The sequence below is a fragment of the Pseudomonas sp. PP3 genome, assembly GCF_905336995.1.
GTDB lineage: Bacteria > Pseudomonadota > Gammaproteobacteria > Pseudomonadales > Pseudomonadaceae > Aquipseudomonas > Aquipseudomonas reinekei.
Window position 1 is genome coordinate 4226342 of record NZ_HG995459.1, and the last position, 25300, is coordinate 4251641.

The 25300-nt window shown below is 59.6% G+C and carries 21 protein-coding genes; 7 read left to right on the plus strand and 14 right to left on the minus strand.

Features of this window, described 5'->3' with window-relative positions; all coding sequences use genetic code 11:
* The first annotated feature begins 165 nt into the window (after positions 1–165).
* The 3 genes from KHO07_RS19280 to cobA are packed head-to-tail and all read left to right on the plus strand — an operon-like array spanning position 166 to position 3849.
* Positions 166–1377, plus strand: a complete 1212-nt coding sequence (locus tag KHO07_RS19280) for a nitrate/nitrite transporter (protein WP_150733211.1) — start codon at positions 166–168, stop codon at positions 1375–1377.
* An 8-nt stretch (positions 1378–1385) separates the two neighbouring features.
* A complete protein-coding gene (locus tag KHO07_RS19285; protein ID WP_212625234.1) occupies positions 1386–3056 on the plus strand; it encodes a bifunctional protein-serine/threonine kinase/phosphatase in 1671 nt (556 codons plus the stop codon).
* A 25-nt stretch (positions 3057–3081) separates the two neighbouring features.
* Positions 3082–3849: a uroporphyrinogen-III C-methyltransferase gene (gene cobA / locus KHO07_RS19290; protein WP_212625235.1), complete on the plus strand. Its 768-nt coding sequence runs from the start codon at positions 3082–3084 to the stop codon at positions 3847–3849.
* Positions 3850–3965: 116 nt separating this feature from the next.
* Here cobA and KHO07_RS19295 read toward each other — a convergent pair whose 3' ends face one another.
* The 8 genes from KHO07_RS19295 to ppsA form a co-directional block, all read right to left on the minus strand.
* Positions 3966–5000 carry an OmpA family protein gene (locus KHO07_RS19295; RefSeq protein WP_150733208.1) on the minus strand — a complete coding sequence of 345 codons (1035 nt, stop codon included), beginning with the start codon at positions 4998–5000 and terminating at the stop codon, positions 3966–3968.
* Between the two features lie 107 nt (positions 5001–5107).
* Positions 5108–5698 (minus strand): RNA polymerase sigma factor SigX, encoded by a 591-nt coding sequence (gene sigX / locus KHO07_RS19300; RefSeq protein WP_017337463.1) that lies wholly within the window; start codon positions 5696–5698, stop codon positions 5108–5110.
* 90 nt (positions 5699–5788) lie between these two features.
* On the minus strand, positions 5789–6613 hold the full coding sequence (locus tag KHO07_RS19305) for a mechanosensitive ion channel domain-containing protein (protein WP_034147984.1): 825 nt from the start codon (positions 6611–6613) through the stop codon (positions 5789–5791).
* A 2-nt stretch (positions 6614–6615) separates the two neighbouring features.
* Positions 6616–6864, minus strand: a complete 249-nt coding sequence (locus KHO07_RS19310) for a CrfX protein (RefSeq protein WP_150733207.1) — start codon at positions 6862–6864, stop codon at positions 6616–6618.
* Between the two features lie 63 nt (positions 6865–6927).
* A complete protein-coding gene (locus KHO07_RS19315) occupies positions 6928–7923 on the minus strand; it encodes a zinc transporter ZntB (protein WP_150733206.1) in 996 nt (331 codons plus the stop codon).
* A gap of 27 nt (positions 7924–7950) precedes the next feature.
* Positions 7951–8442 carry a ribonuclease E activity regulator RraA gene (gene rraA / locus KHO07_RS19320; RefSeq protein ID WP_075949120.1) on the minus strand — a complete coding sequence of 164 codons (492 nt, stop codon included), beginning with the start codon at positions 8440–8442 and terminating at the stop codon, positions 7951–7953.
* Positions 8443–8579: 137 nt separating this feature from the next.
* Complete coding sequence (locus KHO07_RS19325) at positions 8580–9569, minus strand: alpha/beta fold hydrolase (RefSeq protein ID WP_150733205.1); 990 nt, start codon at positions 9567–9569, stop codon at positions 8580–8582.
* A gap of 100 nt (positions 9570–9669) precedes the next feature.
* A complete protein-coding gene (gene ppsA, locus KHO07_RS19330) occupies positions 9670–12045 on the minus strand; it encodes a phosphoenolpyruvate synthase (protein ID WP_212625236.1) in 2376 nt (791 codons plus the stop codon).
* Between the two features lie 174 nt (positions 12046–12219).
* Between ppsA and KHO07_RS19335 the strand changes: the two genes are divergently transcribed.
* Complete coding sequence (locus KHO07_RS19335; RefSeq protein WP_075949118.1) at positions 12220–13038, plus strand: pyruvate, water dikinase regulatory protein; 819 nt, start codon at positions 12220–12222, stop codon at positions 13036–13038.
* A 133-nt stretch (positions 13039–13171) separates the two neighbouring features.
* Here KHO07_RS19335 and prpD read toward each other — a convergent pair whose 3' ends face one another.
* The 6 genes from prpD to KHO07_RS19365 all read right to left on the minus strand — a co-directional run bounded on the left by prpD (position 13172) and on the right by KHO07_RS19365 (position 21680).
* Positions 13172–14656, minus strand: a complete 1485-nt coding sequence (gene prpD / locus KHO07_RS19340; RefSeq protein WP_212625237.1) for a 2-methylcitrate dehydratase — start codon at positions 14654–14656, stop codon at positions 13172–13174.
* A 193-nt stretch (positions 14657–14849) separates the two neighbouring features.
* Positions 14850–16040 (minus strand): 2-methylaconitate cis-trans isomerase PrpF, encoded by a 1191-nt coding sequence (gene prpF, locus KHO07_RS19345; RefSeq protein WP_212625238.1) that lies wholly within the window; start codon positions 16038–16040, stop codon positions 14850–14852.
* 67 nt (positions 16041–16107) lie between these two features.
* Positions 16108–18702 carry a Fe/S-dependent 2-methylisocitrate dehydratase AcnD gene (gene acnD, locus KHO07_RS19350; protein WP_212625239.1) on the minus strand — a complete coding sequence of 865 codons (2595 nt, stop codon included), beginning with the start codon at positions 18700–18702 and terminating at the stop codon, positions 16108–16110.
* A gap of 203 nt (positions 18703–18905) precedes the next feature.
* A complete protein-coding gene (gene prpC, locus KHO07_RS19355) occupies positions 18906–20033 on the minus strand; it encodes a 2-methylcitrate synthase (protein WP_150733201.1) in 1128 nt (375 codons plus the stop codon).
* A gap of 40 nt (positions 20034–20073) precedes the next feature.
* Positions 20074–20964, minus strand: a complete 891-nt coding sequence (prpB, locus tag KHO07_RS19360) for a methylisocitrate lyase (RefSeq protein WP_212625240.1) — start codon at positions 20962–20964, stop codon at positions 20074–20076.
* Entirely contained in the window at positions 20961–21680 is a 720-nt protein-coding gene (locus KHO07_RS19365) for a GntR family transcriptional regulator (RefSeq protein ID WP_212625241.1), read from the minus strand. The genes prpB and KHO07_RS19365 overlap by 4 nt, the downstream gene beginning before the upstream one ends.
* 391 nt (positions 21681–22071) lie before the next feature.
* Here KHO07_RS19365 and KHO07_RS19370 point away from each other — a divergent pair, with 391 nt between their 5' ends.
* The 3 genes from KHO07_RS19370 to KHO07_RS19380 are packed head-to-tail and all read left to right on the plus strand — an operon-like array spanning position 22072 to position 25135.
* Positions 22072–22608 (plus strand): ATP-dependent zinc protease, encoded by a 537-nt coding sequence (locus KHO07_RS19370; RefSeq protein WP_075949111.1) that lies wholly within the window; start codon positions 22072–22074, stop codon positions 22606–22608.
* A gap of 5 nt (positions 22609–22613) precedes the next feature.
* A complete protein-coding gene (locus KHO07_RS19375) occupies positions 22614–24149 on the plus strand; it encodes an inactive transglutaminase family protein (protein ID WP_150733199.1) in 1536 nt (511 codons plus the stop codon).
* Complete coding sequence (locus tag KHO07_RS19380) at positions 24149–25135, plus strand: alpha-L-glutamate ligase-like protein (protein WP_150733198.1); 987 nt, start codon at positions 24149–24151, stop codon at positions 25133–25135. Before KHO07_RS19375 ends, KHO07_RS19380 begins: the two co-directional genes overlap by 1 nt.
* Positions 25136–25300 lie beyond the last annotated feature (165 nt).

Sequence of the window (25300 nt, forward strand, 5' to 3'; positions counted from 1 at the left end):
GAACTATTGGCACAAATCTCGCAAAGAAATCCCCACAGGTAACCAACGGCGGTTGCCCAATCTACGACAAAGACGTCGCTCACCTCATTTGCCCCAAGGCGAATCAGGTGGCGGCGTTTTTTTGTTTTGGCTCCCGTTCGAGACTCCTATCAGCTGAGGTGCGCGATGAATTCAAGCTTCTGGAAATCCGGCCATACCCCGACCCTGTTCGCGGCGTTCCTCTATTTCGACCTGAGTTTCATGGTCTGGTACCTGCTCGGCCCCCTGGCAGTTCAGATTGCCGGTGACTTGCACCTGACCACCCAACAGCGCGGCATGGTCGTGGCCACGCCGATTCTGGCCGGCGCGATACTGCGCTTTGCCATGGGCATGCTGGCTGATCGCCTGTCACCAAAAACCGCCGGCCTGATTGGCCAGGTCATTGTGATCTGCGCATTGTTCGGTGCCTGGAAACTCGGCATCCACACCTACGAACAAGCACTGCTGCTGGGACTGTTCCTCGGCATGGCCGGCGCGTCCTTCGCCGTGGCTCTGCCGCTAGCGTCGCAGTGGTATCCGCCGCAGCACCAGGGCAAGGCGATGGGCATCGCCGGGGCCGGTAACTCAGGCACTGTCCTTGCCGCGCTGATTGCGCCGGTGCTGGCGGCCGCGTTTGGCTGGAGCAACGTGTTCGGCTTCGCCCTGATCCCGTTGATCCTGACCCTGATCGTGTTCGCCTGGCTGGCCAAGAATGCCCCTGAACGGCCGAAAGCCAAGTCGATGGCCGATTACTTCAAGGCCCTGGGCGACCGCGACAGCTGGTGGTTCATGTTCTTCTACAGCGTGACCTTCGGTGGCTTCATCGGCCTGGCCAGCGCCCTGCCCGGCTATTTCAACGACCAATATGGCCTGAACCCGGTAACCGCCGGTTACTACACCGCTGCCTGCGTGTTTGGTGGCAGCCTGATGCGACCACTGGGCGGTGCTTTGGCAGATCGCTTCGGTGGCATCCGCACCTTGCTGGGCATGTACACCGTCGCGGCGATCTGCATTGCAGCCGTGGGGTTCAACCTGCCAAGTTCCTACGCCGCCCTGGCGCTTTTCGTCTGCACCATGCTCGGTTTGGGTGCAGGCAACGGCGCGGTTTTCCAATTGGTCCCACAGCGTTTTCGCCGCGAAATCGGCGTCATGACCGGTTTGATCGGCATGGCCGGCGGAATCGGTGGCTTTGCCCTGGCAGCAGGCATGGGCGCGATCAAGCAAAGCACCGGCAGTTACCAGCTGGCGTTGTGGTTGTTCGCCAGCCTGGCGGTGCTCGCATGGTTCGGCCTGCACGGCGTGAAACGTCGCTGGAGAACCACCTGGGGTTCGGCAGCCGTGACTGCTGCGCGGGTTTGAGGTCTTAAATGAGCCTGCAACTGAGCTTCGCCGAAGCCAGCGCCACCGGCCCTCGCGAAGAGAATCAGGACGCCCTGCGTCTGGTGACGCCAGCCCCGGCGCTGGCGGCCAGCAAGGGTTACCTGTTCGCCATCGCCGACGGCGTCAGCCAGTGCGCCGATGGTGGCCTGGCAGCCCGTTCGACATTGCAGGCGCTCGCACTGGATTACTACGCCACCCCGGAAACCTGGGGCGTGGCACAAGCCCTTGATCGCCTGCTGCTGGCGCAAAACCGCTGGTTGCAGGCCAACGGTGGCGGGCAACCGCTGCTGACCACGGTGAGCGCTCTGGTGCTGCGTGGCAGGCGTTTTACTTTGGCTCACGTCGGCGATTGCCGGGTGTATCGCTGGCACGCCGAGCAATTGCAGCGCGTCAGCGAGGATCACGTCTGGGATCAACCGGGCATGCAGCATGTGCTCAAGCGAGCGCTGGGACTGGATCAACACCTGGTGCTGGATTTCCTCGACGGTGAATTGCGCCTGGATGAGAGCTTCGTGCTGCTCAGCGACGGCATCTGGGCGGTTCTCGGTGACACCGCGATCTCCGCGATCCTGCGCGATCAACCGGATCTCGAAAGCGCCGCGAAGACGCTGGTACATGCCGCGCACCTGGCCGGCAGCCAGGACAACGCCAGTGCGCTGCTGGTGCGGGTCGATGGCCTCGGTGAAACCAGTATTGGCGATGCCTTGATTCACCTGCAGCAATGGCCATTGCCGCCGGCCCTGAAACCCGGACAGGATTTCGAGGGCTGGCAGGTGGATGGGATACGCGGCCAGAGCCAGCAGTCGCTGCTCTATCGAGTGCGCGACAGTCAGCAACAACCGTGGCTGCTGAAAACCCTGCCCGGCCACCTGCACGACGATCATCGGGCCGGGCAAGCCTTGCTGTCGGAAGAATGGTTTCTCAAGCGTGTGGCAGGCCGGCATTTCCCTGAAGTCCATGCCGTCAGCCAGCGTCAGCATTTGTACTACGTGATGCGCGAATATTCCGGCACGACCCTGGCGCAGTTGCACGCGCAAACCGGCCCGCTGCCACTGGCCCAGTGGCAGGACCTGGCCGAACGCCTGCTAAAAGCGGTCGGCCTGCTGCACCGTCGGCAGATCCTCCACCGCGACATCAAACCGGAGAACCTGCTGCTGGGAGACGATGGCGAGCTGCGTTTGCTGGACTTCGGCCTCGCCTATTGCCCCGGTTTGTCTGAAGACCAACCCTCTGCCCTCCCCGGCACGCCGAGCTTCATTGCACCGGAAGCGTTTCGCGGCGAAGTGCCGACACCACAGCAGGATCTCTATGCGGTCGGCGTGACCCTGTTTTTCCTGCTGACCGGGCATTTTCCCTACGGCGAAATCGAAGCGTTTCAACGACCAAGGTTCGGCAGACCCGTCAGCGCCAGCCGTTATCGCCCCGACCTGCCGGATTGGTTGACGCAAAGTCTGGAACGGGCGGTTGCCGCCGATCCCGGACAACGTTTTGAAACGGCGGAAGAATGGTTATTGCTGATCGAACAAGGCGAACGACACAGCTTGACTGTACGCCCTCGCCCACTGCTTGAACGTGAGCCGTTGAAGGTGTGGCGAACGTTGGCACTGGTGTCATTGCTGGCGAATCTGGCGCTGTTATGTGCGGTATTTCATGGCTGATGCCATTTCATTTGAGGAACACACGATGAGCGCAAAAGTCTGGTTGGTGGGCGCGGGACCTGGTGATCCGGAACTGCTGACACTCAAGGCCGTAAGGGCATTGAGAGAGGCGGATGTGGTATTGATCGATGATCTGGTGAATACCGCGGTCCTCGAACATTGCCAGCAGGCGCGAGTCATTCCTGTCGGTAAACGCGGTGGCTGCCGCTCCACGCCGCAAGCGTTCATCCATCGTCTGATGCTGCGTTACGCGCGCCAGGGAAAATGCGTGGTGCGACTCAAGGGCGGCGACCCGTGCATTTTCGGGCGTGGCGGTGAAGAGGCGCAGTGGCTGCGTGAGCGCGGGATTGAAGTCGAGCTGGTCAATGGCATTACAGCCGGGCTCGCCGGAGCCACGCAATGCGATATCCCGTTGACGCTGCGCGGTGTCGCGCGCGGGGTGACACTGGTGACCGCGCATACTCAGGACGGCAGCAGCCTGAACTGGCAGGCACTGGCCCAGGGCGGTACGACTTTGGTGATTTACATGGGCGTTGCCAGGCTCAGCGAAATTCGCGAGCAGCTATTGGCCGGAGGGATGGCGATGGATACGCCAGTGGCGATGATTGAAAACGCGTCACTGCCACAGCAACGGGAATGCCGTAGTGATCTGACGGCGATGGAAGAGGATGCTGACGCCTTCGGCCTGAAAAGCCCGGCGATATTGGTCATCGGAGCAGTCGCGGCTAGCGAGAAAATCAAACGATCGCAGCCTTCGGCAGCGCCTGCAGGTATCTACGCGCAGCTTGTATAGCCACTGACGCAGGCTGCGATCTTTTCGCTGCAGACCTGCATCTCACGCTTCATCAGCAAATCGCAGACAAAGAAAAGCCCGGCCTAAGCCGGGCTTTTCTCAGAGCGGCGAGCTAATTACTTAGCTTGAGCTTCAACCTGCGCTTCTACGCGACGGTTTACAGCGCGGCCAGCGTCAGTTTTGTTGTCAGCAACTGGGCGGGATTCGCCGTAGCCAACAGACTGAACGCGGGACGATTCAACACCGTACTGGTTGGTCAGAACTTGCTTAACGGCGTTTGCACGACGCTCGGACAGTTTCTGGTTGTAAGCGTCAGGACCGACGGAGTCAGTGTGACCTTCAACAGTAGTGGTGGTGGATGGGTACTGCTTCATGAAGTCAGCCAGGTTCTTGATGTCGCCGTAGCTGTTAGGCTTGACTACCGACTTGTCGAAGTCGAATTTCACGTCCAGCTCAACACGTACAACTTCAGCAACTGCCGGGCAGCCATCAGCGTCAACAGTTACGTTGGCTGGGGTGTCTGGGCACTTGTCAACGTTGTCGCAAACGCCATCGTTGTCGCTGTCGGAGCAGACTTCAGCTGGTGCTGGAACTGGAGCAGCAGCAGGCTTGGAGCCGCCACCGAAGTTCACACCGATACCGACGCTAGGAGCCCACTCGGTGTTGCCCTGGTCGATGTTGTACTGAGCTTCAACGCCGGCACGGGCGTAGAAGTTGTCGGTGAAGTACAGCTTGGCGCCGCCACCAACGTTGGCGAAAGTGGAACGGTCACGACCGTTCGAACCATTCTGGTCGATGCTCTGGTCGGAGAAACCGGCCGAGACGTAAGGACGCAGCATGTCGCCTGGGTTATTGAAGTGGTACAGAGCGTCCAGAGCGGTGTTGGCGCCCTTGATGTTCTGGCCGGAATCGGAACGTACGTTGTGCACTTCGTCGTAAGCCAGACGCAGTTCAACGTCGTCGGTCAGGAAGTAACCAACAGAACCACCGAACAGATTGCCGTCGTTTTTGAAGTTACGAGTGCTGTCGTAGTACTCTTTCTTTGCAAAGCCTTCGATTTCAACTGCGCCTTGGCCCTGTGCCAGAGCGCCGAACGAAGTGGCGGCAATAAGAGAACCAATGGCCAAGCCCAAGGTGTTTTTCAGTTTCATCCGTTAAATCCCCATCTGGTGATTGTGAAGCAGTCCCGCAAACCGGGGGACAACTCGGCGACAAGTCTATCAGAACTTGCCTACACGTAAGAGATATTTGCGCCGAACTAAGTTTCAGCAATGCCTGCAAATTTCTCACGCAATTTATCTAGAGCGCGTTTGTACCGCATTTTTGTAGCACTCAAACCCATATGCATGATATCCGCGATCTCCTGAAACTCCAGCTCTGCGACAAATCGTAGCACCAGAATTTCACGGTCAATCGGGTTCACATACACCAGCCAGCGATCAAGTCCGCCCTTCTCCTCGGGTTTCGGCGCCTTTTCCTCAGACGCTTCCTCAAGGGGGTCAAGACTCAATGCGTCCATCAAGCGACGCTTTCGCCGTTCCTTCCGATACTGCGTTATACACTCGTTGTACGTGATGCTATATAGCCATGTCTTGAACTTCGATTTACCTTCGAAGTTCTTCAGGCCGTACAGCACCTTTAACATGACTTCCTGACAGACATCGTCTGCGTCGCGATCGTTCCCGAGATATCGTGCACAGACGTTAAATAATGTTCGTTGGTAACGTCGCATCAATTCTTCATAGGCGCGCGTTACGTGAAACAGCTCGGTATGCGAGCGCGCGACCAACTCCTCATCAGAGAGCTCGCGGGGGTCGTAGCGCGTGGATAGCGATTGGGCTTTATTCAAAACAAGTCGGGCCGACAGTCAGGTCAATGTCCGCCGCAGCCAGCATCAGGCGGCATTTTGCGGCGGCATACATTAGCAGGGTTTGCCGGGTTAGCGGCTACTCACATGCTGCTCAAGTAGGATCCGATTGGAGAGAGAGACTAGCTCACCCTCATCGGTCAGCAATGTGGTTTTAACCGTGCCGATCTCTTCGATCTGCCCTTCGACCTCTCCAACTCGCACTTGTTGCCCAACCTGATACAACTCACGCACATAGATTCCCGCAAGAATCTGACCGGCAATTTCCCGGCTTCCCAAACCCATGGCCAGCGCAACTGCCAGACCAACGGTAATCAAAACGATCACGATCACGTGGTTGAGCAGGTCAGTCTTGACCTCCAACTGACTGATCGCCACCGAGATGCTGATGATGATCACCAGGCCCTGGGCAATTCGCCCCAGCCCCGAAGCGTAGTCCAGGCCGACGCCTTCTGCCGCTCCGCGCACCAGCCCATTGGCCAGTTGCGCCAGCAAAACACCCACCAGCAACACCAGCGCGGCGCCAAATACCTTCGGCAAATACAGCGCTAGCATATCCAGCGTAGCTGAAACTCTCTCAAGTCCAAGGGATTCTGCGGCTGAAACCAGAAAAATCAGCAGAACGAACCAATAGACGATCTTGCCGATCAGTGTCGAGATCGGTACTTGCAGGCCGGCGCGTGACAGCAGCTTGGTCAGGCCGGTGCCGCCCATCAGACGATCGAGGCCCAGCTTGGCGAGCAATTTGGAAAGCAGCGTGTCCAGCAGTTTGGCCACGACAAAACCCAACAGCAGCACAACCAGTGCGCCGAAGAGGTTCGGAATGAAGTTGGCAATCTTGGTCCATAACGCAGTCATTGCAGTGACGAGGCTCTGTGTCCAGAGATCAAGTTCCATATTCAATCAGCCTTATCAGCAGTGCGAGCGGTAGATTTACGAAGACGGGACACCGGCGCCACGTGGGCCGATCCATTATTCAGGGCGATCATCAGGGCTGGCAACCAACGGCCCAGCAGGCTGAACAAATCACCGGCGCCGACCTGACGGTTGGCGGTTTTCAGTACACGCCCCAGGCATGCATCGTCGTCCCGGGTGGACGGTGATGCCTTGAGCATGTCACGCAAAGACTGTTCAAACGGATCGTGCATACGCACCTCTCGTGATGTCTGTGAAAGACGCGGTGAAATTTGGTCGGGTCACATGGCGCTCCCTCAGACCCAGCGCAAACGTCGGTATAACCACCACTGCCCCAATGCCACCGAAACCACCAACAGGCATGCGATCAGGAAACCATACGGGCTCGCAGAGAATGGAATGCCACCCACGTTGATCCCCAAAAGCCCGGTCAAAAAACTCATCGGCAGAAAGATCCCGGTGATGACACCGAAGCGATACATCGTGCGATTCATGCGCACGCTCAATCGCCGGTCTTCAGCCTCCAGCACAAGCCCCACGCGCTCTCGGGTCAATTCGAGCTCTTCGAGATAGCGGGTCAGGCTGTTGTTCAATTCGTTCCAGTAATCACCATCGTCCTCGACGAACCAGGGCACTTTGATCCGTGTCAGTTGACCGAAAATATCCCTCTGCGGAGCGAGAAACCGCTTCAACGCAGCGGCCCGGCGACGGATCTGCAAGATCGATCCATGCTCGGGCGTATACCGTTCGTCGGCATCGAGCTTTTCTTCTTCCTCATCGACCACTTCCGAGAGGCAACTGACCAGATCCTGCACCTTGTTGGTGAGGTACTGCGCCATGTAGAGAATCAGCTCGGAGGCGGTTTTCGGCCCCTTGCCTTCCTCCAGTTGCACCAGCAGCTCTTCAGTGGCGCGCAGCGGCCGCAAGCGCAAGGAAATGACCCGCTGGGCAGAACCGAAGATCCGCACCGAGACCATGTCTTCAGGCTCGGCACCCGGATTGAGGTTGACCCCACGCAAAAATAGCAGCAGTTCGCTGTCGGGAAGCTGTAAAAGCCGCGGACGGGTATTTTCTTCCAGCAGCAGATCGCAGCTGAACTCACTCAAACCGCTGTATTTACGCAACCAGGTCTGGGTTTGCGGATGACTGCGATCCCAGTGCAGCCACAGGCTTTCATGGGCCTGCAGCTGCAGTTCATCGAGTTCAGTCCGGGCTATCGAACGCGCACCACCTTTACCGTCCAGCACCAGGGCATGTACCAGCCCCCATTGCGCGTTTTCTTCCTCGAACATCCGCATTCCTTCAGTCAATCGGGGATTTTATTCAGGCATTTTCAGCGGGCTCGGCGAGATGATCACGCCGTTGTTGTCCGCGTAGAGGTAGTGGCCAGGATGGAAAGTCACCCCGGCGAAGGTCACGGCTACGTTGAGGTCGCCGAGCCCGCGCTTGTCGGTCTTCATCGGGTGGCTGGCGAGGGCCTGGACCCCCAGATCGGTCTGGGCGATGACGTCGACGTCACGGATGCAACCGTAGATCACCAGCCCTTCCCAGCCGTTTTTTGCGGCTTTTTCGGCGATCATGTCACCCAGCAGCGCACGACGCAGGGAACCACCGCCATCAACCACCAGCACCTTGCCGTTGCCTTTGAGTTCGGCTTGTTCCTTGACCAGCGAGTTGTCTTCGAAGCATTTGATGGTCACGATTTCGCCGCCGAAGGAATCACGGCCGCCAAAATTGCTGAACATCGGTTCCAGCACCTGGACCAGCTCCGGGTAGGCGTCGCACAGGTCAGGCGTGAGGTAATGGTTCATCGAGAAACTCCTGTAATAAGGGAGACAGCACGAACATCACTGATGAATCAGTCATCGAAAATGACCAGAACAGCTCAATGCGTCATATCTTAGCCGCAAGCCGATCAGAGCGAAATGCCCTTGATAGAGCGCCCAGCTTAGATCGCCTTGGCCAGTTGCGCTTTGTCAGCGAGCAACGGCGTGTGCGGATCCGCCAGCCAGCGCGCCACCAGTGGCCAGACTTCAACCTGTGCAGCTTTGCTGACGAGCATTTCGACGTGCCCGAAATTGTCGCCGAAACCCTGCTCGCGGCCCAGATTGATGAACTGCTTGTGCTCGGAACCCACTTGCTCAAACAACTTGCGGCACGCCCAGGCAGGATCTTGATGATCACCCGCCGCGCTCACCGCGAGCACCGGCATTTTCAGTTCGGCGAGCCCCGCCCACCAGTCCTTGTCAGCGTCACCGAAGCGGCCGAACAAGCCATACCAGCGCATGCTTTCCAGGGCCAGGCCAATCGGCTCGTCCTCCGGGCCGCGCTTGAGCCGTGAGCCCGAGAGCTGGGCAAAACGCTTGAGGATGAAGCGCCCGCCCCACTCCACCGGTGGAATCTTCAGCGGCCAATAGGTGCGGCTGACCTGGGTGCCAAAGAACGCGGCAGACGCCACCACCGGCTCACCGATGTACTCGCCGCCCAGCGCCGCCGCCAGGGTGATTCCGCCCAGCGAATGGCCGATCCAGTGAGGGACCTGGCCGCTCTGCTCACGCACGAACGCACCAATGGCCGGCAGATCGTAGCGCGCATAGTCGGCGACGCGGTTCTTGCGATAGTTCTGGTTGCGCCGCGACAGGCCGTGACCGCGCATTTCCGCGATCCATACGTCGAACCCCAGGCGCGCCAGATACGCCCCAAGGCCCAGGCCCTTGGGGGAAAACCAGAAGCGTCGATTGGAAAAGCTGCCGTGCAGCAGGATCACTGGCACGCCACGCACGGCAGGCTCATCGGCCATGCCCAGGCGGGTGACCGCCAGCTCGACACTCGGGTCCGGGCTGTTGGCCGGTTTCAAACGATAAACGTCTTCGCTCAGATCGCCGCGCCGCTCGGCGCTGATCAGGGCGACAGGAAATAGGTTGCTGCTGCTTTGCATAATCTCTTGCACAAAAAAGGGCGGCATCCAGATGGAGCCCGCCCTACTTGAATCTCAAAACGGGCCGCTCCTACAGAAAGAACGGCCCGTTCACACCGGATCAAGCCTGCGCTTGACCCTCAGCCAGGAAGAACCAGGTTTCCAGTACGGAGTCCGGGTTCAACGAAACGCTTTCAATGCCCTGTTCCATCAACCATTTGGCCAGGTCCGGGTGGTCCGAAGGACCCTGACCGCAGATGCCGATGTACTTGCCGGCCTTGTTGCAGGCCTGAATCGCGTTGGCCAGCAGCTTCTTGACCGCCGGATTACGCTCATCGAACAGGTGCGCGATGATCCCGGAGTCACGGTCCAGGCCCAGGGTTAACTGGGTCAGGTCGTTGGAACCGATGGAGAAACCGTCGAAGAATTCGAGGAACTCTTCAGCCAGGATGGCGTTGGACGGCAGTTCGCACATCATGATGACGCGCAGGCCGTTCTCGCCACGGGCCAGGCCGTTTTCGGCCAGCAGGTCTACAACCTGGCTCGCTTCGCCCAAAGTACGGACGAACGGCACCATGATTTCGACGTTGGTCAGGCCCATCTCGTTGCGCACGCGCTTGAGGGCGCGGCATTCGAGCTCGAAGCAGTCACGGAACGATTCGCTGATGTAACGCGAAGCGCCACGGAAGCCCAGCATCGGGTTCTCTTCTTCCGGCTCGTACAGCTTGCCGCCGATCAGGTTGGCGTATTCGTTGGACTTGAAGTCCGACAGACGCACGATGACCTTTTTCGGCCAGAACGCTGCAGCCAGTGTGCTGATGCCTTCAACCAGTTTCTCGACGTAGAAGCCGACCGGATCGTCGTAACCGGCGATGCGCTTGTCGACGCTTTCCTTGATGTCCAGCGGCAGACCGTCGTAGTTCAGCAGTGCTTTGGGGTGCACGCCGATCATGCGGTTGATGATGAACTCCAGACGGGCCAGGCCGACACCGGCGTTCGGCAGCTGCGCGAAGTCGAAGGCGCGGTCCGGGTTGCCGACGTTCATCATGATCTTGAACGGCAGATCCGGCATGGCGTCCACGGAGTTCTTCTTGATGTCGAAGCCCAGTTCGCCTTCGAAGATGAAACCGGTGTCGCCTTCGGCGCAGGAAACGGTTACGCCCTGGCCGTCTTTCAGCAGCTGGGTGGCGTTACCGCAGCCCACAACGGCCGGGATGCCCAGTTCACGAGCGATGATCGCCGCGTGGCAGGTACGACCGCCACGGTTGGTGACGATGGCGCTGGCGCGCTTCATGACCGGTTCCCAGTCCGGGTCGGTCATGTCGGAGACCAGTACGTCGCCTGGCTGGACTTTGTCCATTTCGGACACGTCCTTGATGATGCGGACCTTGCCGGCGCCGATGCGCTGGCCGATGGCGCGGCCTTCAACCAGCACGGTGCCGGTTTCTTTCAACAGGTAACGTTCCATGACGTTAGCCTGGGTGCGGCTCTTAACGGTTTCCGGACGGGCCTGCACGATGTACAGCTTGCCGTCGTCACCGTCCTTGGCCCATTCGATGTCCATCGGGCACTTGTAGTGCTTTTCGATGATCATCGCCTGCTTGGCCAACTCGCTGACTTCGGCGTCGCTCAGGCAGAAACGAGCGCGATCAGCCTTGTCCACATCGACGGTCTTGACCGAACGACCGGCCTTGGCCTCGTCGCCGTAGATCATCTTGATGGCCTTGCTGCCCAGGTTGCGGCGCAGGATGGCCGGGCGACCAGCGGCCAGGGTGCCTTTGTGGACGTAGAATTCATCCGGGTTCACCGCGCCTTGTACGACGGTTTCACCCAGGCCGTAGGCGCCGGTGATGAACACCACGTCACGGAAGCCCGACTCGGTGTCGAGGGTGAACATCACGCCGGCGGTGCCGGTTTCGGAACGGACCATGCGCTGCACGCCAGCCGACAGGGCGACCAGCTTGTGGTCGAAGCCCTGGTGCACGCGGTAGGAAATGGCGCGGTCGTTGAACAGCGAAGCGAACACTTCTTTGGCGGCGCGAATGACGTTTTCGACACCACGGATGTTCAGGAAGGTTTCCTGCTGGCCGGCGAAGGAAGCGTCCGGCAGGTCTTCGGCGGTAGCGGAAGAGCGCACGGCCACGGCCATGTCAGGATTGCCGGCGGACAGCGTGGCGAACGCGGTGCGGATTTCGGCATTCAGTTTTTCCGGGAACTCGGCTTCCATGATCCATTGACGGATCTGGGCACCGGTCTTGGCCAGGGCATTCACGTCGTCGACGTCCAGGGCATCGAGGGCGTCGTGAATCTGCTGGTTCAGGCCGCTCAGTTCCAGGAAATCACGATATGCCTGAGCGGTCGTGGCGAAGCCACCGGGCACCGATACACCGGCACCTGCAAGGTTGCTGATCATCTCGCCCAGGGATGCGTTCTTGCCCCCCACATGCTCTACATCATGGACGCCGAGCTTATCGAGGGAAACTACGTACTCTACCAAGGTGATCTCTCCACTAACTGTGTTGGAAAAGCTCAGAAACCGGCTGCTTGAATGGGCATTTGCCGGCTATATGGCCTGGACCTGGAAAATAAGTGAGAATGCGGGCCAATGGCGGCCGACAAATCGCGCCTATCATATCCAAGATTCGTTACTAGCTTAAGGCCCAAGGTGCAAATGAAACGATCTGCTTTCTTTATCTCCGATGGCACCGGCATTACGGCCGAAACCCTGGGTCAAAGCCTCCTGGCGCAGTTCGAAAACATTACCTTCAGCAAAGTCACGCGGCCGTACATCGACAACGTGGACAAAGCGCGGGCCATGGTACAACAAATCAACAAAGCCGCCGAAACTGACGGCTTTCGTCCGATTATCTTCGACACCATCGTCAATCAGGACATTCGTGAGATTCTCGCTACCTCGAATGGTTTCATGATCGACATTTTCTCGACATTCCTGGCACCCCTTGAACAGGAACTGACCGAGCATTCTTCCTATACCGTGGGCAAATCCCACTCCATCGGCACCAGCTCCAATTACATGGAGCGTATCGAGGCCGTCAACTTCGCCCTCGACAACGACGACGGCGCCCGCACGCACTATTACGACAAGGCCGACCTGATACTAGTGGGCGTGTCGCGATGTGGTAAGACACCGACGTGCCTGTACATGGCGATGCAATTCGGCATCCGCGCGGCCAACTACCCGCTGACCGAAGACGACATGGAGCGCCTGCAACTGCCAAACGCCCTGCGCGCCCACCAACACAAGCTGTTCGGCCTGACCATCGACCCCGACCGCCTCACTGCGATCCGCAACGAGCGCAAGCCCAACAGCCGCTATTCGAGCTACGCCCAGTGCGAATTTGAAGTGCGCGAGGTGGAAAACCTGTTCCGCCGCGAAAACATTCCACACATCAACTCCACGCATTTTTCCGTCGAAGAAATCTCCGCGAAAATCCTTGTGGAGAAAGGCGTCGAGCGGCGCTTCAAATAGTTTTTCGGTGCCTGCTCCGGCCTCATCGCGAGCAAGCTCGCTCCCACAGGATTTTGGGGTGTTCGTGAATGACGCATTCACAACAAAACCCTGTGGGAGCGGGCTTGCCCGCGTTGAACGATAACGCGATCTGCTAGATAACAAACAAGTCTATAAACCGGTTCACCGGTGTCGTCTCAAGCGTCTGCTGATCCTTGCACAACGCAAGAATCTCCTCGCTACGCTGCCCGGTGAATCGTGTCAGCAGGTTCGTCTTGAATTTCTCCTCCAACAGCGGAATGCCCTCGGCACGCCGCCGACGATGGCCGATCGGATACTCCACCAGCACATTCTCGGTGCTGGTCCCATCCTTGAAAAACACCTGGATGGCATTGGCGATCGAGCGCTTGTCGGCCTCAAGATATTCGCGGGTGAAACGCGGGTCCTCGACAATCTCCATTTTGTCGCGCAGCACATCGATGATCGGATGCGCCTTGTGGAATTCGTCCTCGTAATACTCGGCCACCAGATTGCCGAAGGCCAATGGCACAGCGGTCATGTACTGGATGCAGTGATCGCGATCAGCGGCATTGGCTAACGGGCCGACCTTGGAAATGATGCGAATCGCCGACTCATGGGTCGTGATCACGATCCTGTCGATTTCGTGCAGGCGATTGCGCACCTGCGGATGCAAGGTGACTGCCGCTTCACACGCCGTTTGCGCATGGAACTCGGCAGGGAAACTGATTTTGAACAAGACGTTTTCCATCACATAACTGCCGTAGGTGCGGGAAAAACCGAACGCCCGCTTGTCTTCGGGTTTTAGCGCCAGATCATTATTGGTGTGGCTGAACAACACGTCGTAAAAACCCCACTGCCTGGCACTCAAAACACCCGGAATACCCATCTCCCCGCGCATCGCCATGTCCGCCAGGCGCACGCCACGACTGGACGCATCCCCCGCTGCCCAGGACTTACGCGAACCGGCATTCGGTGCATGCCGGTACGTGCGCAGCGCCTGACCATCTGCAAAGGCGTGAGATAACGCCGACAACAACTGCTCGCGATTGGCGCCCATCAGTTTCGCCGTCACGGCCGTCGAGGCGACTTTCACCAGAATGACGTGATCGAGGCCGACGCGGTTGAACGAGTTCTCCAGGGCGATCACGCCTTGAATCTCGTGGGCCATGATCATCGCTTCAAGAACTATACGAACAGTCAGCGGTGCTTCGCCATTGGCCAGGCGCTTTTGTGATAAATGGTCGGCCACCGCGAGAATACCGCCGAGGTTATCCGACGGATGCCCCCACTCGGCGGCGAGCCAGGTGTCGTTGTAATCGAGCCAGCGCACGATGCAACCGATGTCCCACGCCGCCTTCACCGGATCGAGCCGGTAACTGGTGCCGGGCACGCGGGCACCGAACGGCACGACGGTGCCTTCGACCACAGGCCCCAAATGCTTGGTGCACTCGGGAAAACGCAAGGCCAACAGGCCGCAACCCAAGGTATCGATCAGACAGTTGCGCGCGGTCTCCAGCGCCTCTTTGGACTCGATCTTGTAGCTGAGCACGTAATCGGCAATGTCCTGCAGGACCTTGTCGTAGTCAGGGCGGTTGTTCAGGTCGACGTTGGCGCTCATGTTCGATTCACCTGTAGGAGCTGGCTTGCCAGCGATAGCGGTGTCACACAAAACAATGATGTTGAATTTGACGGCCTCTTCGCTGGCAAGCCAGCTCCTACAAGGAGGCGGTGTCTTCTGTAGGAACCGGCTTGCTGGCGATGGCGATTTCAAGGACGCCATCGCCAGCAAGCCGGCTCATACAGGGAGCGAATCAGAACGAATCACCCGGCACTCGCACAAACCCTTCCATCAATACCCGCGCACTGCGGCTCATGATGGCTTTGTTCACGGTCCATTCGCCGTTGACCTGGCTGGCTTGCGCGCCGACGCGCAAGGTGCCCGACGGATGACCAAAGCGCACGGCGTTGCGTTCGACGCCGCCCGCCGCAAGGTTGACCAACGTGCCGGAAATCGCTGCCGCAGTGCCGATGGCGACAGCTGCCGTGCCCATCATCGCGTGGTGCAGCTTGCCCATGGACAGCGCACGCACCAGCAGGTCGACATCGCCCGCCGCAACCGCTTTGCCGCTGGACGATACGTAGTCCGCAGGCTTGGCCACGAACGCCACTTTTGGCGTGTGCTGACGCTTGGCCGCTTCGTCGACATTCGAAATCAGGCCCATGCGCAATGCGCCGTAAGCACGGATGGTTTCGAACATCAGCAAGGCTTTCGGATCACCGTTGATCGCGCCTTGCAGCTCGGTACCCTTGTAGCCGATGTCTTCGGCATTGACGAAAATTGTCGGGATGCCGGCGTTGATCATGGTGGCCTTGAAAGTGCCTACACCGGGTACCTCGAGGTCGTCCACCAGGTTGCCGGTGGGGAACATCGAACCGCCGCCGCCCTCTTCGTCCGCCGCCGGATCGAGGAACTCGATCTGCACTTCTGCCGCCGGAAAGGTCACGCCGTCGAGTTCGAAATCGCCGGTTTCCTGCACCTCACCATTGGTGATCGGCACGTGGGCGATGATGGTCTTGCCGATGTTGGCCTGCCACACGCGCACCACGGCAACGCCGTTGTGCGGGATGCGGCTGGCGTCCACCAGGCCATTGCTGACCGCGAACGAACCGACCGCCGCCGACAAGTTGCCGCAGTTGCCGCTCCAGTCTACGAATGGCTTGTCGATGGCGACCTGACCGAACAGGTAATCGACGTCGTGATCGGCCTTGATGCTTTTCGACAGGATCACGGTTTTGCTGGTACTGGAGGTCGCGCCGCCCATGCCGTCGATTTGTTTGTCGTACGGGTCGGGGCTGCCAATTACGCGCAGCAGCAACGCATCGCGGGCCGGGCCGGGCACCTGGGCGACTTCTGGCAAGTCGGTCAGGCTGAAGAACACGCCTTTGCTGGTGCCGCCGCGCATGTAAGTCGCTGGAATTTTGATTTGCGGTGCATGAGCCATGGTGTTGCTTACTCCTTAGCTAGAAAACAGACACGGGACTCAAAGTCCCGTGTCTGCGCAGCAAGTGTTAAACGGCTACCGCCGATTCTTCGAGGAAGTCTTGGGCGAAGCGTTGCAACACGCCGCCGGCCTCGTAGATCGACACTTCTTCGGCGGTGTCGAGACGGCAGGTCACCGGCACATCGACGCGCTCGCCGTTCTTGCGATGGATCACCAATGTCAGCTCGGCGCGTGGCGTGCGTTCGCCGATCACGTCATAGGTTTCGCTGCCGTCGATCGCCAGGGTGTGGCGGTTGGTGCCGGGTTTGAACTCCAGCGGCAACACGCCCATGCCCACCAGGTTGGTGCGGTGGATGCGTTCGAAACCTTCGGCGGCAATCGCTTCGACACCGGCCAGGCGCACGCCTTTGGCCGCCCAGTCGCGGGACGAACCCTGACCGTAGTCGGCACCGGCAATGATGATCAGCGGCTGCTTGCGATCCATGTAGGTTTCAATGGCTTCCCACATGCGCATCACTTGGCCTTCCGGCTCGACGCGAGCCAGCGAACCCTGCTTGACCTTGCCGTTTTCCAGAACCATTTCGTTGAACAGCTTCGGGTTGGCGAAGGTAGCGCGCTGTGCGGTCAAGTGGTCGCCACGGTGAGTCGCGTAGGAGTTGAAGTCCTCTTCCGGCAAGCCCATTTTCGCCAGGTATTCGCCAGCGGCGCTGTCGAGCATGATGGCGTTGGATGGCGACAGGTGATCGGTGGTGATGTTGTCCGGCAGTACCGCCAGCGGGCGCATGCCCTTGAGCGGACGCGCGCCGGCCAGTGCGCCTTCCCAGTACGGCGGACGGCGGATGTAGGTGCTCATTTCGCGCCAGTCGTACAGCGGCGCGACTTTCGGGCCGGTGTCTTCGTGGATGGCGAACATCGGGATGTAGACCTGACGGAACTGCTCCGGCTTCACCGAAGCTTTCACCATGGCGTCGATTTCTTCGTCGCTCGGCCAGATGTCTTTCAGGCGGATTTCCTTGCCATCTACCACGCCCAGCACATCTTTTTCGATGTCGAAACGGATGGTGCCAGCGATGGCGTAAGCGACCACCAATGGCGGCGACGCGAGGAACGCTTGCTTGGCGTACGGGTGAATCCGGCCGTCGAAGTTGCGGTTGCCGGACAACACGGCAGTGGCGTACAGATCGCGGTCGATGATCTCTTGCTGGATCACCGGGTCCAGTGCGCCGGACATGCCGTTGCAAGTGGTGCAAGCGAAGGCCACGACACCGAAACCGAGCTGTTCCAGCTCATCGGTCAGGCCGGCTTCATCGAGGTACAGGGCAACGGTTTTCGAACCCGGTGCGAGGGACGACTTGACCCATGGCTTGCGGGTCAGACCCAGCTTGTTAGCGTTGCGCGCCAGCAGGCCGGCAGCGATCACGTTGCGCGGGTTACTGGTGTTGGTGCAGCTGGTGATGGCCGCGATGATCACCGCGCCGTCGGGCATTTGGCCTGGTACATCGTCCCACTGACCGGAGATGCCTTTGGCCGCCAGATCCGACACCGCCACACGAGCGTGCGGGTTGCTCGGGCCGGCCATGTTGCGTACTACCGAAGACAGATCGAACGTCAGGCCGCGCTCGTATTGTGCGCCTTTCAGACTGTCAGCCCAGAGGCCGGTGGTCTTGGCGTAGTTCTCGACCAACTGCACCTGCTCGTCTTCACGGCCGGTGAGTTTGAGGTAGTCGATGGTCTGCTGGTCGATGTAGAACATCGCCGCGGTGGCGCCGTATTCCGGGGCCATGTTGGAAATGGTCGCGCGGTCACCCAGGGTCAGTGCCGCTGCGCCTTCACCGAAGAACTCCAGCCATGCGCCAACCACTTTTTGCTTGCGCAGGAACTCGGTCAGCGCCAGCACCATGTCGGTGGCGGTGATGCCCGGTTGCAGCTTGCCGGTCAGTTCGACGCCGACGCTTTCCGGCAGACGCATCCACGATGCGCGGCCGAGCATCACGCTCTCGGCTTCCAGGCCACCGACACCAATGGCAATCACGCCCAGCGCATCGACGTGCGGGGTGTGGCTGTCGGTGCCGACGCAGGTGTCAGGGAATGCCACGCCGTCGCGCACTTGGATCACCGGAGACATTTTCTCCAGGTTGATCTGGTGCATGATGCCGTTGCCTGGCGGGATCACGTCGACGTTCTTGAACGCCTTCTTGGTCCAGTTGATGAAGTGGAAACGGTCTTCGTTGCGACGGTCTTCGATAGCGCGGTTCTTCTCGAACGCTTGCGGATCGAAGCCACCGCGCTCGACGGCCAGGGAGTGGTCGACGATCAACTGCGTCGGCACTACCGGGTTGACTTGCGCCGGGTCGCCGCCTTGCAGGGCGATGGCGTCACGCAGGCCGGCGAGGTCGACCAGGGCGGTCTGGCCGAGAATGTCGTGGCACACCACGCGGGCCGGGAACCACGGGAAGTCGAGGTCGCGCTTGCGCTCGATGAATTGCTTCAGGGATTCGGTGAGCGTGGCCGGGTCGCAACGACGCACAAGGTTTTCCGCCAGCACGCGAGAGGTGTAAGGCAGGGTGTCGTAGGCGCCGGGCTGAATGGCCTCGACGGCCGCACGGACGTCGAAGTAATCCAGTTTGCTGCCGGGCAGCGATTTGCGGAATTCAGTGTTCATCGGTCAGGACTCAGTCACGGTAGTTTCAAAAGGTGGGCCAGATTCCGACCTTGAAATTCACACTGAACCCTGTGGGAGCTGGCTTGCCAGCGATAGTGGTGGGTCAGTCAACATCAATGTTGGATGTGACTCAGCCATCGCTGGCAAGCCAGCTCCCACAGGGCTTTCGGTGAATTTCTGGATCAGTGCTCGGCACTCACCATTCAGCGTTGTTCGATTGGCACGAACTTGCGCTGTTCGACGCCGGTGTATTCGGCGCTCGGGCGGATGATGCGGTTGTTGGCGCGTTGTTCGTAGACGTGGGCCGCCCAGCCGGTCAGGCGCGAGCAGACGAAGATCGGCGTGAACAACTTGGTCGGGATGCCCATGAAGTGGTACGCCGAGGCATGGTAGAAGTCGGCGTTCGGGAACAGTTTTTTCTGTTCCCACATGGTGGCGTCGATGGCTTCGGACACCGGGAACAACACTGTGTCGCCCACTTCGTCAGCAAGCTTTTTCGACCAGCCCTTGATCACTTCGTTACGCGGATCGTTGTCCTTATAGATCGCGTGGCCGAAGCCCATGATCTTGTCCTTGCGCGCCAGCATGCCAAGGGTGCCCTCGACCGCCTCTTCAGGCGAAGAGAAGCGCTCGATCATTTCCATCGCCGCTTCGTTGGCGCCACCGTGCAACGGACCGCGCAGCGAGCCGATGGCGGCGGTGATGCAGGAATACAGGTCGGACAGGGTCGACGCGCAAACACGTGCAGTGAAGGTCGATGCGTTGAACTCGTGCTCTGCGTAGAGGATCAGCGAAACGTTCATCACCTTGACGTGCAACTCGCTCGGCTTCTTGCCGTGCAGCAGGTGCAGGAAGTGGCCGCCGATGGACTGCTCGTCGCTCACGCACTCGATGCGCTTGCCTTCGTGGCTGAAGCGATACCAGTAAGTCATGATCGCCGGGAACGCGGCCAGCAGACGGTCGGTTTTGTCGTGCTGCTCGGAGAAGTTGTTCTCCGGCTCAAGGTTGCCCAGGAACGAGCAGCCGGTGCGCATCACGTCCATCGGGTGGGCGTCGGCGGGGATGCGCTCCAGCACTTCTTTCAGCGCTTGCGGCAAGTCGCGCAGCTTGCTCAGCTTGGTGATGTAGGCGTTCAGTTGCGCCTTGCTCGGCAGTTCACCGTACAGCAGCAGGTAAGCGACTTCTTCGAACTGTGCGTCAGCCGCCAGTTCACGAACGTCATAACCACGATAGGTCAGACCGGCACCCGACTGGCCCACGGTGGACAGTGCGGTTTGCCCGGCAACCTGGCCACGGAGCCCGGCGCCACTGAGTACTTTTGCTTCGGCCATTGCTGTCTCCAATCTTGAATTTATTAGGGAGTTATTCGACTTACTTCTTCGCCGCAAACAACGCATCGAGCTTCTGCTCGAAGGTGTGGTAGTCGATGCGATCGTAAAGCTCCATGCGAGTCTGCATGGTGTCGATGACGTTCTGTTGCGTGCCGTCGCGACGGATCGCGGTGTAGACATTTTCCGCTGCCTTGTTCATGGCACGGAAGGCCGACAGCGGGTACAGCACCAGCGACACGTCGGCTGCGGCGAGTTGCTCGGTGGTGTACAGCGGCGTCGCGCCGAATTCGGTGATGTTGGCCAGGATCGGTGCTTTCACGCGGTTGGCGAACAGCTTGTACATGTCCAGTTCGGTGATGGCCTCCGGGAACACCATGTCGGCACCGGCCTCGATGCACGCGGCAGCGCGATCCAGGGCAGACTCCAGGCCTTCCACCGCCAGGGCGTCGGTACGGGCCATGATCACGAAGCTGTCATCGGTGCGGGCATCGACGGCTGCCTTGATACGGTCGACCATTTCCTGCTGGGAGACGATCTCTTTGTTAGGACGGTGACCGCAGCGCTTGGCGCCGACCTGGTCTTCGATGTGAATCGCCGCCGCGCCGAACTTGATCATCGACTTCACGGTGCGTGCAACGTTGAACGCCGAGGAACCGAAACCGGTGTCCACGTCCACCAGCAGCGGTAAATCGCAAACATCAGTAATGCGGCGCACGTCCGTCAGCACGTCATCCAGGCCAGTGATGCCCAGGTCCGGCACGCCGAGGGAGCCGGCAGCCACCCCGCCACCCGAGAGGTAAATCGCCTTGAAACCGGCGCGCTTGGCCAGCAACGCGTGGTTGGCGTTGATTGCGCCGACCACTTGCAATGGATGCTCGCTGGCGACCGCATCGCGGAAACGCTGGCCTGGAGTGCTCTTGTTGGAACTCATGACTCACCTCGTTTGGCTGTCGGGTTAACGCCGTCCTGGTAATGACGGGCGATGTTGCGTTTGGAGGCGCCGATGTGGCGGCGCATCAACAACTCGGCCAGCTCACCGTCACGGTCGGCGATGGCATCGAGAATTCGGTGGTGTTCGGCAAAGGCCTGGTGCGGGCGATTGGGCGTGGTGGAGAACTGGATGCGATACATGCGCACCAGTTGATACAACTCGCCGCACAGCATTTGGGTCAGCGTGCGGTTGCCGCTGCCCTGGATGATCCGATAGTGAAAGTCGAAATCGCCTTCCTGTTGGTAATAGCCCCGCCCAGCCTGGAACGCCTCGTCGCGCTCGTGGGTTTCGAGCACCCGACGCAGTTCGTCGATTTCTTCTACGCTCATGCGTTCAGCGGCCAGGCGACAGGCCATGCCTTCCAGGGATTCGCGGATTTCGTAAAGCTCGATCAACTCGGCATGATTGAGCGACACCACCCGCGCCCCGACGTGCGGCACGCGCACCAGCAGGCGCTGGCCTTCCAGACGGTGGATGGCCTCGCGCAGCGGGCCGCGGCTGATGCCGTAGGTGCGGGCCAGCTCTGGTTCGGAGATTTTACTGCCCGGCGCGATATCGCCTTTGACGATGGCCGCTTGAATACGGCGGAAGACGTTCTCGGAAAGCGTCTCCGAATCGTCTTGGGTAGAAACCGGGGGATCGAGTTGACCCAGCATATTGTCGACACCTTGAAAGCCAATGCCGCAAAAACTAGCGAATACGCCGGACATAGTCAAAGGATAATTAGATATTGTCGACAATCGTCTAATAACCACATTCCTGGTAGGAGCCTGCTTGCTGGCGATGGCGCAGGGTCGGCAATGGATTTGGCGACGGGACAGGCGCTATCGCCAGCAAGCCGGCTTCCACGAAGACAGCGCGACCTGCAGCGTGCCTCATAGCAGCCGGCCAGCGCTGGCGCCAACAAACCACCGTGCTAGAATGCCGCCCGCATTTGTTTGTCACATCTGCACTGTCTGTCATAAAACACTGATAGGCATACGAAGGAGCTTGCGCAGTAATGCCAGGGTCTTGAATCGAAGTATGGCCCGCTGCGCACCAGGATTTATGAGACTCAAGCCTTTTCCCACCTTCCTTTATCTTCTTTGCCTGCCGGGGTTTGCAGCGGCGGGGGAAAAGACCGTGTACGGTCTCAATGAGTACGCTTCCCTGGGTGGCATCGACCTGGAAGTGGCGGCCAAACTCGACACCGGGGCGAAGACAGCCTCCCTGAGTGCCCGCGACATCAAGCGCTTCAAGCGCAATGGCGAGTCCTGGGTGCGCTTCTACCTGGCCATCGACGCCGCCCACTCACACCCGATTGAACGACCGCTGGCCCGTGTCAGCAAGATCAAGCGCCGGGCCGGCGACTACGATCCGGAAGAAGGCAAAAAGTACACCGCCCGTCCGGTGATCGAGCTCGATATCTGTATGGGTTCGGCTTTACGCACCATCGAAGTGAACCTTACCGACCGAAGTGCCTTCCAATATCCGCTCTTGATTGGCTCCGAAGCACTCAAACGCTTCGATGCGCTGGTCGATCCAAGTCTTAAATACGCTGCCGGCAAACCCGCCTGCGCTACCGACGCTCATACCGCAGAGTAATTCCAATGCGCTCTCTTACCCTTCATCTGAAAATGCTGATTGCCATCCTCGTGGTGCTGGGCATTTCAGTTACGGCCTATCAGATCTTCGTGCTGGGCATTCCCGTGACCGAAGACGCCACCGACGACCTGTGGAACATCGACGCCAAGGTCGAGTTCGTCGCCAGTGCCAAAGACCCGGTCAAGATCCAGATGTTCGTGCCGCCATTGAGCCGCGACTACGTCAGTCTTAACGAGAGCTTCATCTCCAATAACTACGGCGTGGCCGTGAACCGCGTCGACGGCAACCGCAAGGTCACCTGGTCGGCGCGTCGGGCCAAGGGTAACCAGACGCTGTATTACCGTCTGGTGCTGACCAAGCGCTACACCGCTGAAAAAGCCAAAATCAAAGGCCCGACCTTCCGCGACAGCATCGCCATCGAAGGCCCTGAGAAAATCGCCGCCGAAGCCCTGCTCGCGCCGATCCGCCAGCACTCGGCTGACGTCGAGACCTTCATCAGCGAAGCCATCAAGCGCGTCAACAACAGCAACGATGACAACGCCAAGATGCTGCTGGCCGGCGACCCGACCCCGGCGCACAAGGCGAAGATCGTCGAACTGCTGCTCTCCATCGCCCACGTCCCGGTGGAAAAGGTCCACACCGTGCGCCTGGTGGCCGACCAACCGCAAACCCCTGAACTCTGGTTGCGCAGCTTCAACGGAACCGACTGGCTGTACTTCAACCCGGAATCCGGCGAACAGGGCCTGCCGACCGACCGCCTGCTGTGGTGGACCGGCGACGAAAACCTGATCACCGTCGATGGCGGCAAGAAGGCCACTGTCACCTTCAGCATGAACAACAGCGAAATGAACGCCATTCGCCTGGCCAAGCTGACGGATGAAAACACCGACGCCAACTTCCTCGAATACTCGCTGTACGGCCTGCCACTGCAGACCCAGCAGACCTTCATGATCATGGTGATGATCCCGATCGGCGTGCTGGTGATCCTGATCCTGCGCAACCTGATCGGCATCCAGACATTGGGCACGTTCACGCCGGTGCTGATTGCCCTGGCCTTCCGCGAAACCCAGCTCGGCTTCGGCATCGTACTGTTTACCATCATCACGGCACTGGGGCTGTCGCTGCGCTCCTACCTTGAACACCTCAAGCTGCAAATGCTGCCGAGGCTGTCGGTGGTGCTGACGTTTGTGGTGGTATTGATAGCTGCTATCAGCCTGTTCAGCCACAAACTCGGCCTGGAACGCGGGCTGTCGGTTGCACTGTTCCCGATGGTGATTCTGACCATGACCATCGAACGCCTGTCGATCACCTGGGAAGAGCGTGGCGGTGGCCATGCCATGAAAGTGGCGATCGGCACGCTGTTCGCCGCCTCCCTGGCGCACCTGATCATGAGCGTGCCGGAACTGGTGTACTTCGTGTTCACCTTCCCGGCGATCCTGTTGATCCTGGTGGGCTTCATGCTGGCGATGGGACGCTATCGCGGTTATCGCCTGACCGAACTGGTGCGTTTCAAGGCCTTCCTGAAAAAGGCGGACGCTTGATGTTCGGCTTCTGGAAAACCTGGAAGGCCCTGGAAGCCCGGGGCATCATGGGCATCAATCGGCGCAACGCGGACTACGTGCTCAAGTACAACAAGCGCAGCCTGTACCCGATCGTCGATGACAAGATCATCACCAAGGAACGTGCGATCGCCGCCGGCATTCATGTGCCGGAACTGTATGGTGTGATCTCCACGGAGAAAGAAATCGAAAAGCTCGACGAGATCATCGGCGGGCGTACTGACTTCGTGGTCAAACCGGCGCAGGGCGCGGGAGGCGACGGCATTATTGTCATCGCCGACCGCTTCGAGGGCCGCTATCGCACGGTGTCCGGTAAAATCATCGCCCACGAAGAGATCGAGCATCATATTTCCAGCATCCTCACTGGCCTGTATTCGCTCGGCGGGCACCGTGATCGCGCGCTGATCGAATACCGCGTGATCCCGGACCAGATCTTCAAGAGCATCAGTTACGAAGGCGTGCCGGACATCCGCATCATCGTGCTGATGGGCTACCCGGTGATGGCGATGCTGCGCCTGCCGACCCGTCAGTCCGGCGGCAAGGCCAACCTGCACCAGGGCGCGATCGGCGTCGGTGTCGACCTCGCCACAGGCCTGACCCTGCGCGGCACCTGGCTGAACAACATCATCACCAAGCACCCGGACACCACCAACGCGGTGGACGGCGTGCAACTGCCCTACTGGGACGGTTTCATGAAACTCGCCGCCGGTTGTTATGAGCTGTGCGGGCTGGGTTACATCGGTGTCGACATGGTGCTCGACCAGGAAAAAGGCCCGCTGATTCTGGAGCTCAACGCCCGTCCCGGCTTGAACATTCAGATTGCCAACGATTGCGGGCTGACGCTGCGCACCCATGCCGTCGAGGCACGTCTGGAAGAGTTGAAGGCCCGTGGCGTGACCGAAACCGTGGAAGAGCGCGTGGCGTTCGTACAGGAAATGTTTGGGCATATTCCGCCGGTCGAGGGTTGATCCCTGTTCTTTGACAGTTGACCTCTGCTTTTTGTGGCGAGGGAGCTTGCTCCCTCGCCACAGGTTTCACGTCGACGCTTCCAACCTGCCAATCCCCGACATCCCCTCTAGGAGCAAACTCCCGAGGGGACTACAATCGCCACCCCGCCTCGATGGCTGATCCAA

Excerpts from the sequence above, each read along its gene's own strand:
- KHO07_RS19335 (WP_075949118.1), top strand. The coding sequence starts at position 12,220 with ATGAAACGATCTGCTTTCTTTATCTCCGATGGCACCGGCATTACGGCC.
- KHO07_RS19380 (WP_150733198.1), top strand. The coding sequence starts at position 24,149 with ATGTTCGGCTTCTGGAAAACCTGGAAGGCCCTGGAAGCCCGGGGCATC.
- acnD (WP_212625239.1), bottom strand. The coding sequence starts at position 18,702 with ATGAACACTGAATTCCGCAAATCGCTGCCCGGCAGCAAACTGGATTAC.
- prpF (WP_212625238.1), bottom strand. The coding sequence starts at position 16,040 with ATGGCTCATGCACCGCAAATCAAAATTCCAGCGACTTACATGCGCGGC.
- KHO07_RS19370 (WP_075949111.1), top strand. The coding sequence starts at position 22,072 with ATGAGACTCAAGCCTTTTCCCACCTTCCTTTATCTTCTTTGCCTGCCG.
- KHO07_RS19325 (WP_150733205.1), bottom strand. The coding sequence starts at position 9,569 with ATGCAAAGCAGCAGCAACCTATTTCCTGTCGCCCTGATCAGCGCCGAG.
- KHO07_RS19310 (WP_150733207.1), bottom strand. The coding sequence starts at position 6,864 with ATGCACGATCCGTTTGAACAGTCTTTGCGTGACATGCTCAAGGCATCA.
- KHO07_RS19365 (WP_212625241.1), bottom strand. The coding sequence starts at position 21,680 with ATGCTGGGTCAACTCGATCCCCCGGTTTCTACCCAAGACGATTCGGAG.
- KHO07_RS19295 (WP_150733208.1), bottom strand. The coding sequence starts at position 5,000 with ATGAAACTGAAAAACACCTTGGGCTTGGCCATTGGTTCTCTTATTGCC.
- prpC (WP_150733201.1), bottom strand. The coding sequence starts at position 20,033 with ATGGCCGAAGCAAAAGTACTCAGTGGCGCCGGGCTCCGTGGCCAGGTT.
- KHO07_RS19280 (WP_150733211.1), top strand. The coding sequence starts at position 166 with ATGAATTCAAGCTTCTGGAAATCCGGCCATACCCCGACCCTGTTCGCG.
- prpB (WP_212625240.1), bottom strand. The coding sequence starts at position 20,964 with ATGAGTTCCAACAAGAGCACTCCAGGCCAGCGTTTCCGCGATGCGGTC.
- KHO07_RS19305 (WP_034147984.1), bottom strand. The coding sequence starts at position 6,613 with ATGGAACTTGATCTCTGGACACAGAGCCTCGTCACTGCAATGACTGCG.
- cobA (WP_212625235.1), top strand. The coding sequence starts at position 3,082 with ATGAGCGCAAAAGTCTGGTTGGTGGGCGCGGGACCTGGTGATCCGGAA.
- KHO07_RS19285 (WP_212625234.1), top strand. The coding sequence starts at position 1,386 with ATGAGCCTGCAACTGAGCTTCGCCGAAGCCAGCGCCACCGGCCCTCGC.
- prpD (WP_212625237.1), bottom strand. The coding sequence starts at position 14,656 with ATGAGCGCCAACGTCGACCTGAACAACCGCCCTGACTACGACAAGGTC.
- KHO07_RS19375 (WP_150733199.1), top strand. The coding sequence starts at position 22,614 with ATGCGCTCTCTTACCCTTCATCTGAAAATGCTGATTGCCATCCTCGTG.
- KHO07_RS19315 (WP_150733206.1), bottom strand. The coding sequence starts at position 7,923 with ATGTTCGAGGAAGAAAACGCGCAATGGGGGCTGGTACATGCCCTGGTG.
- rraA (WP_075949120.1), bottom strand. The coding sequence starts at position 8,442 with ATGAACCATTACCTCACGCCTGACCTGTGCGACGCCTACCCGGAGCTG.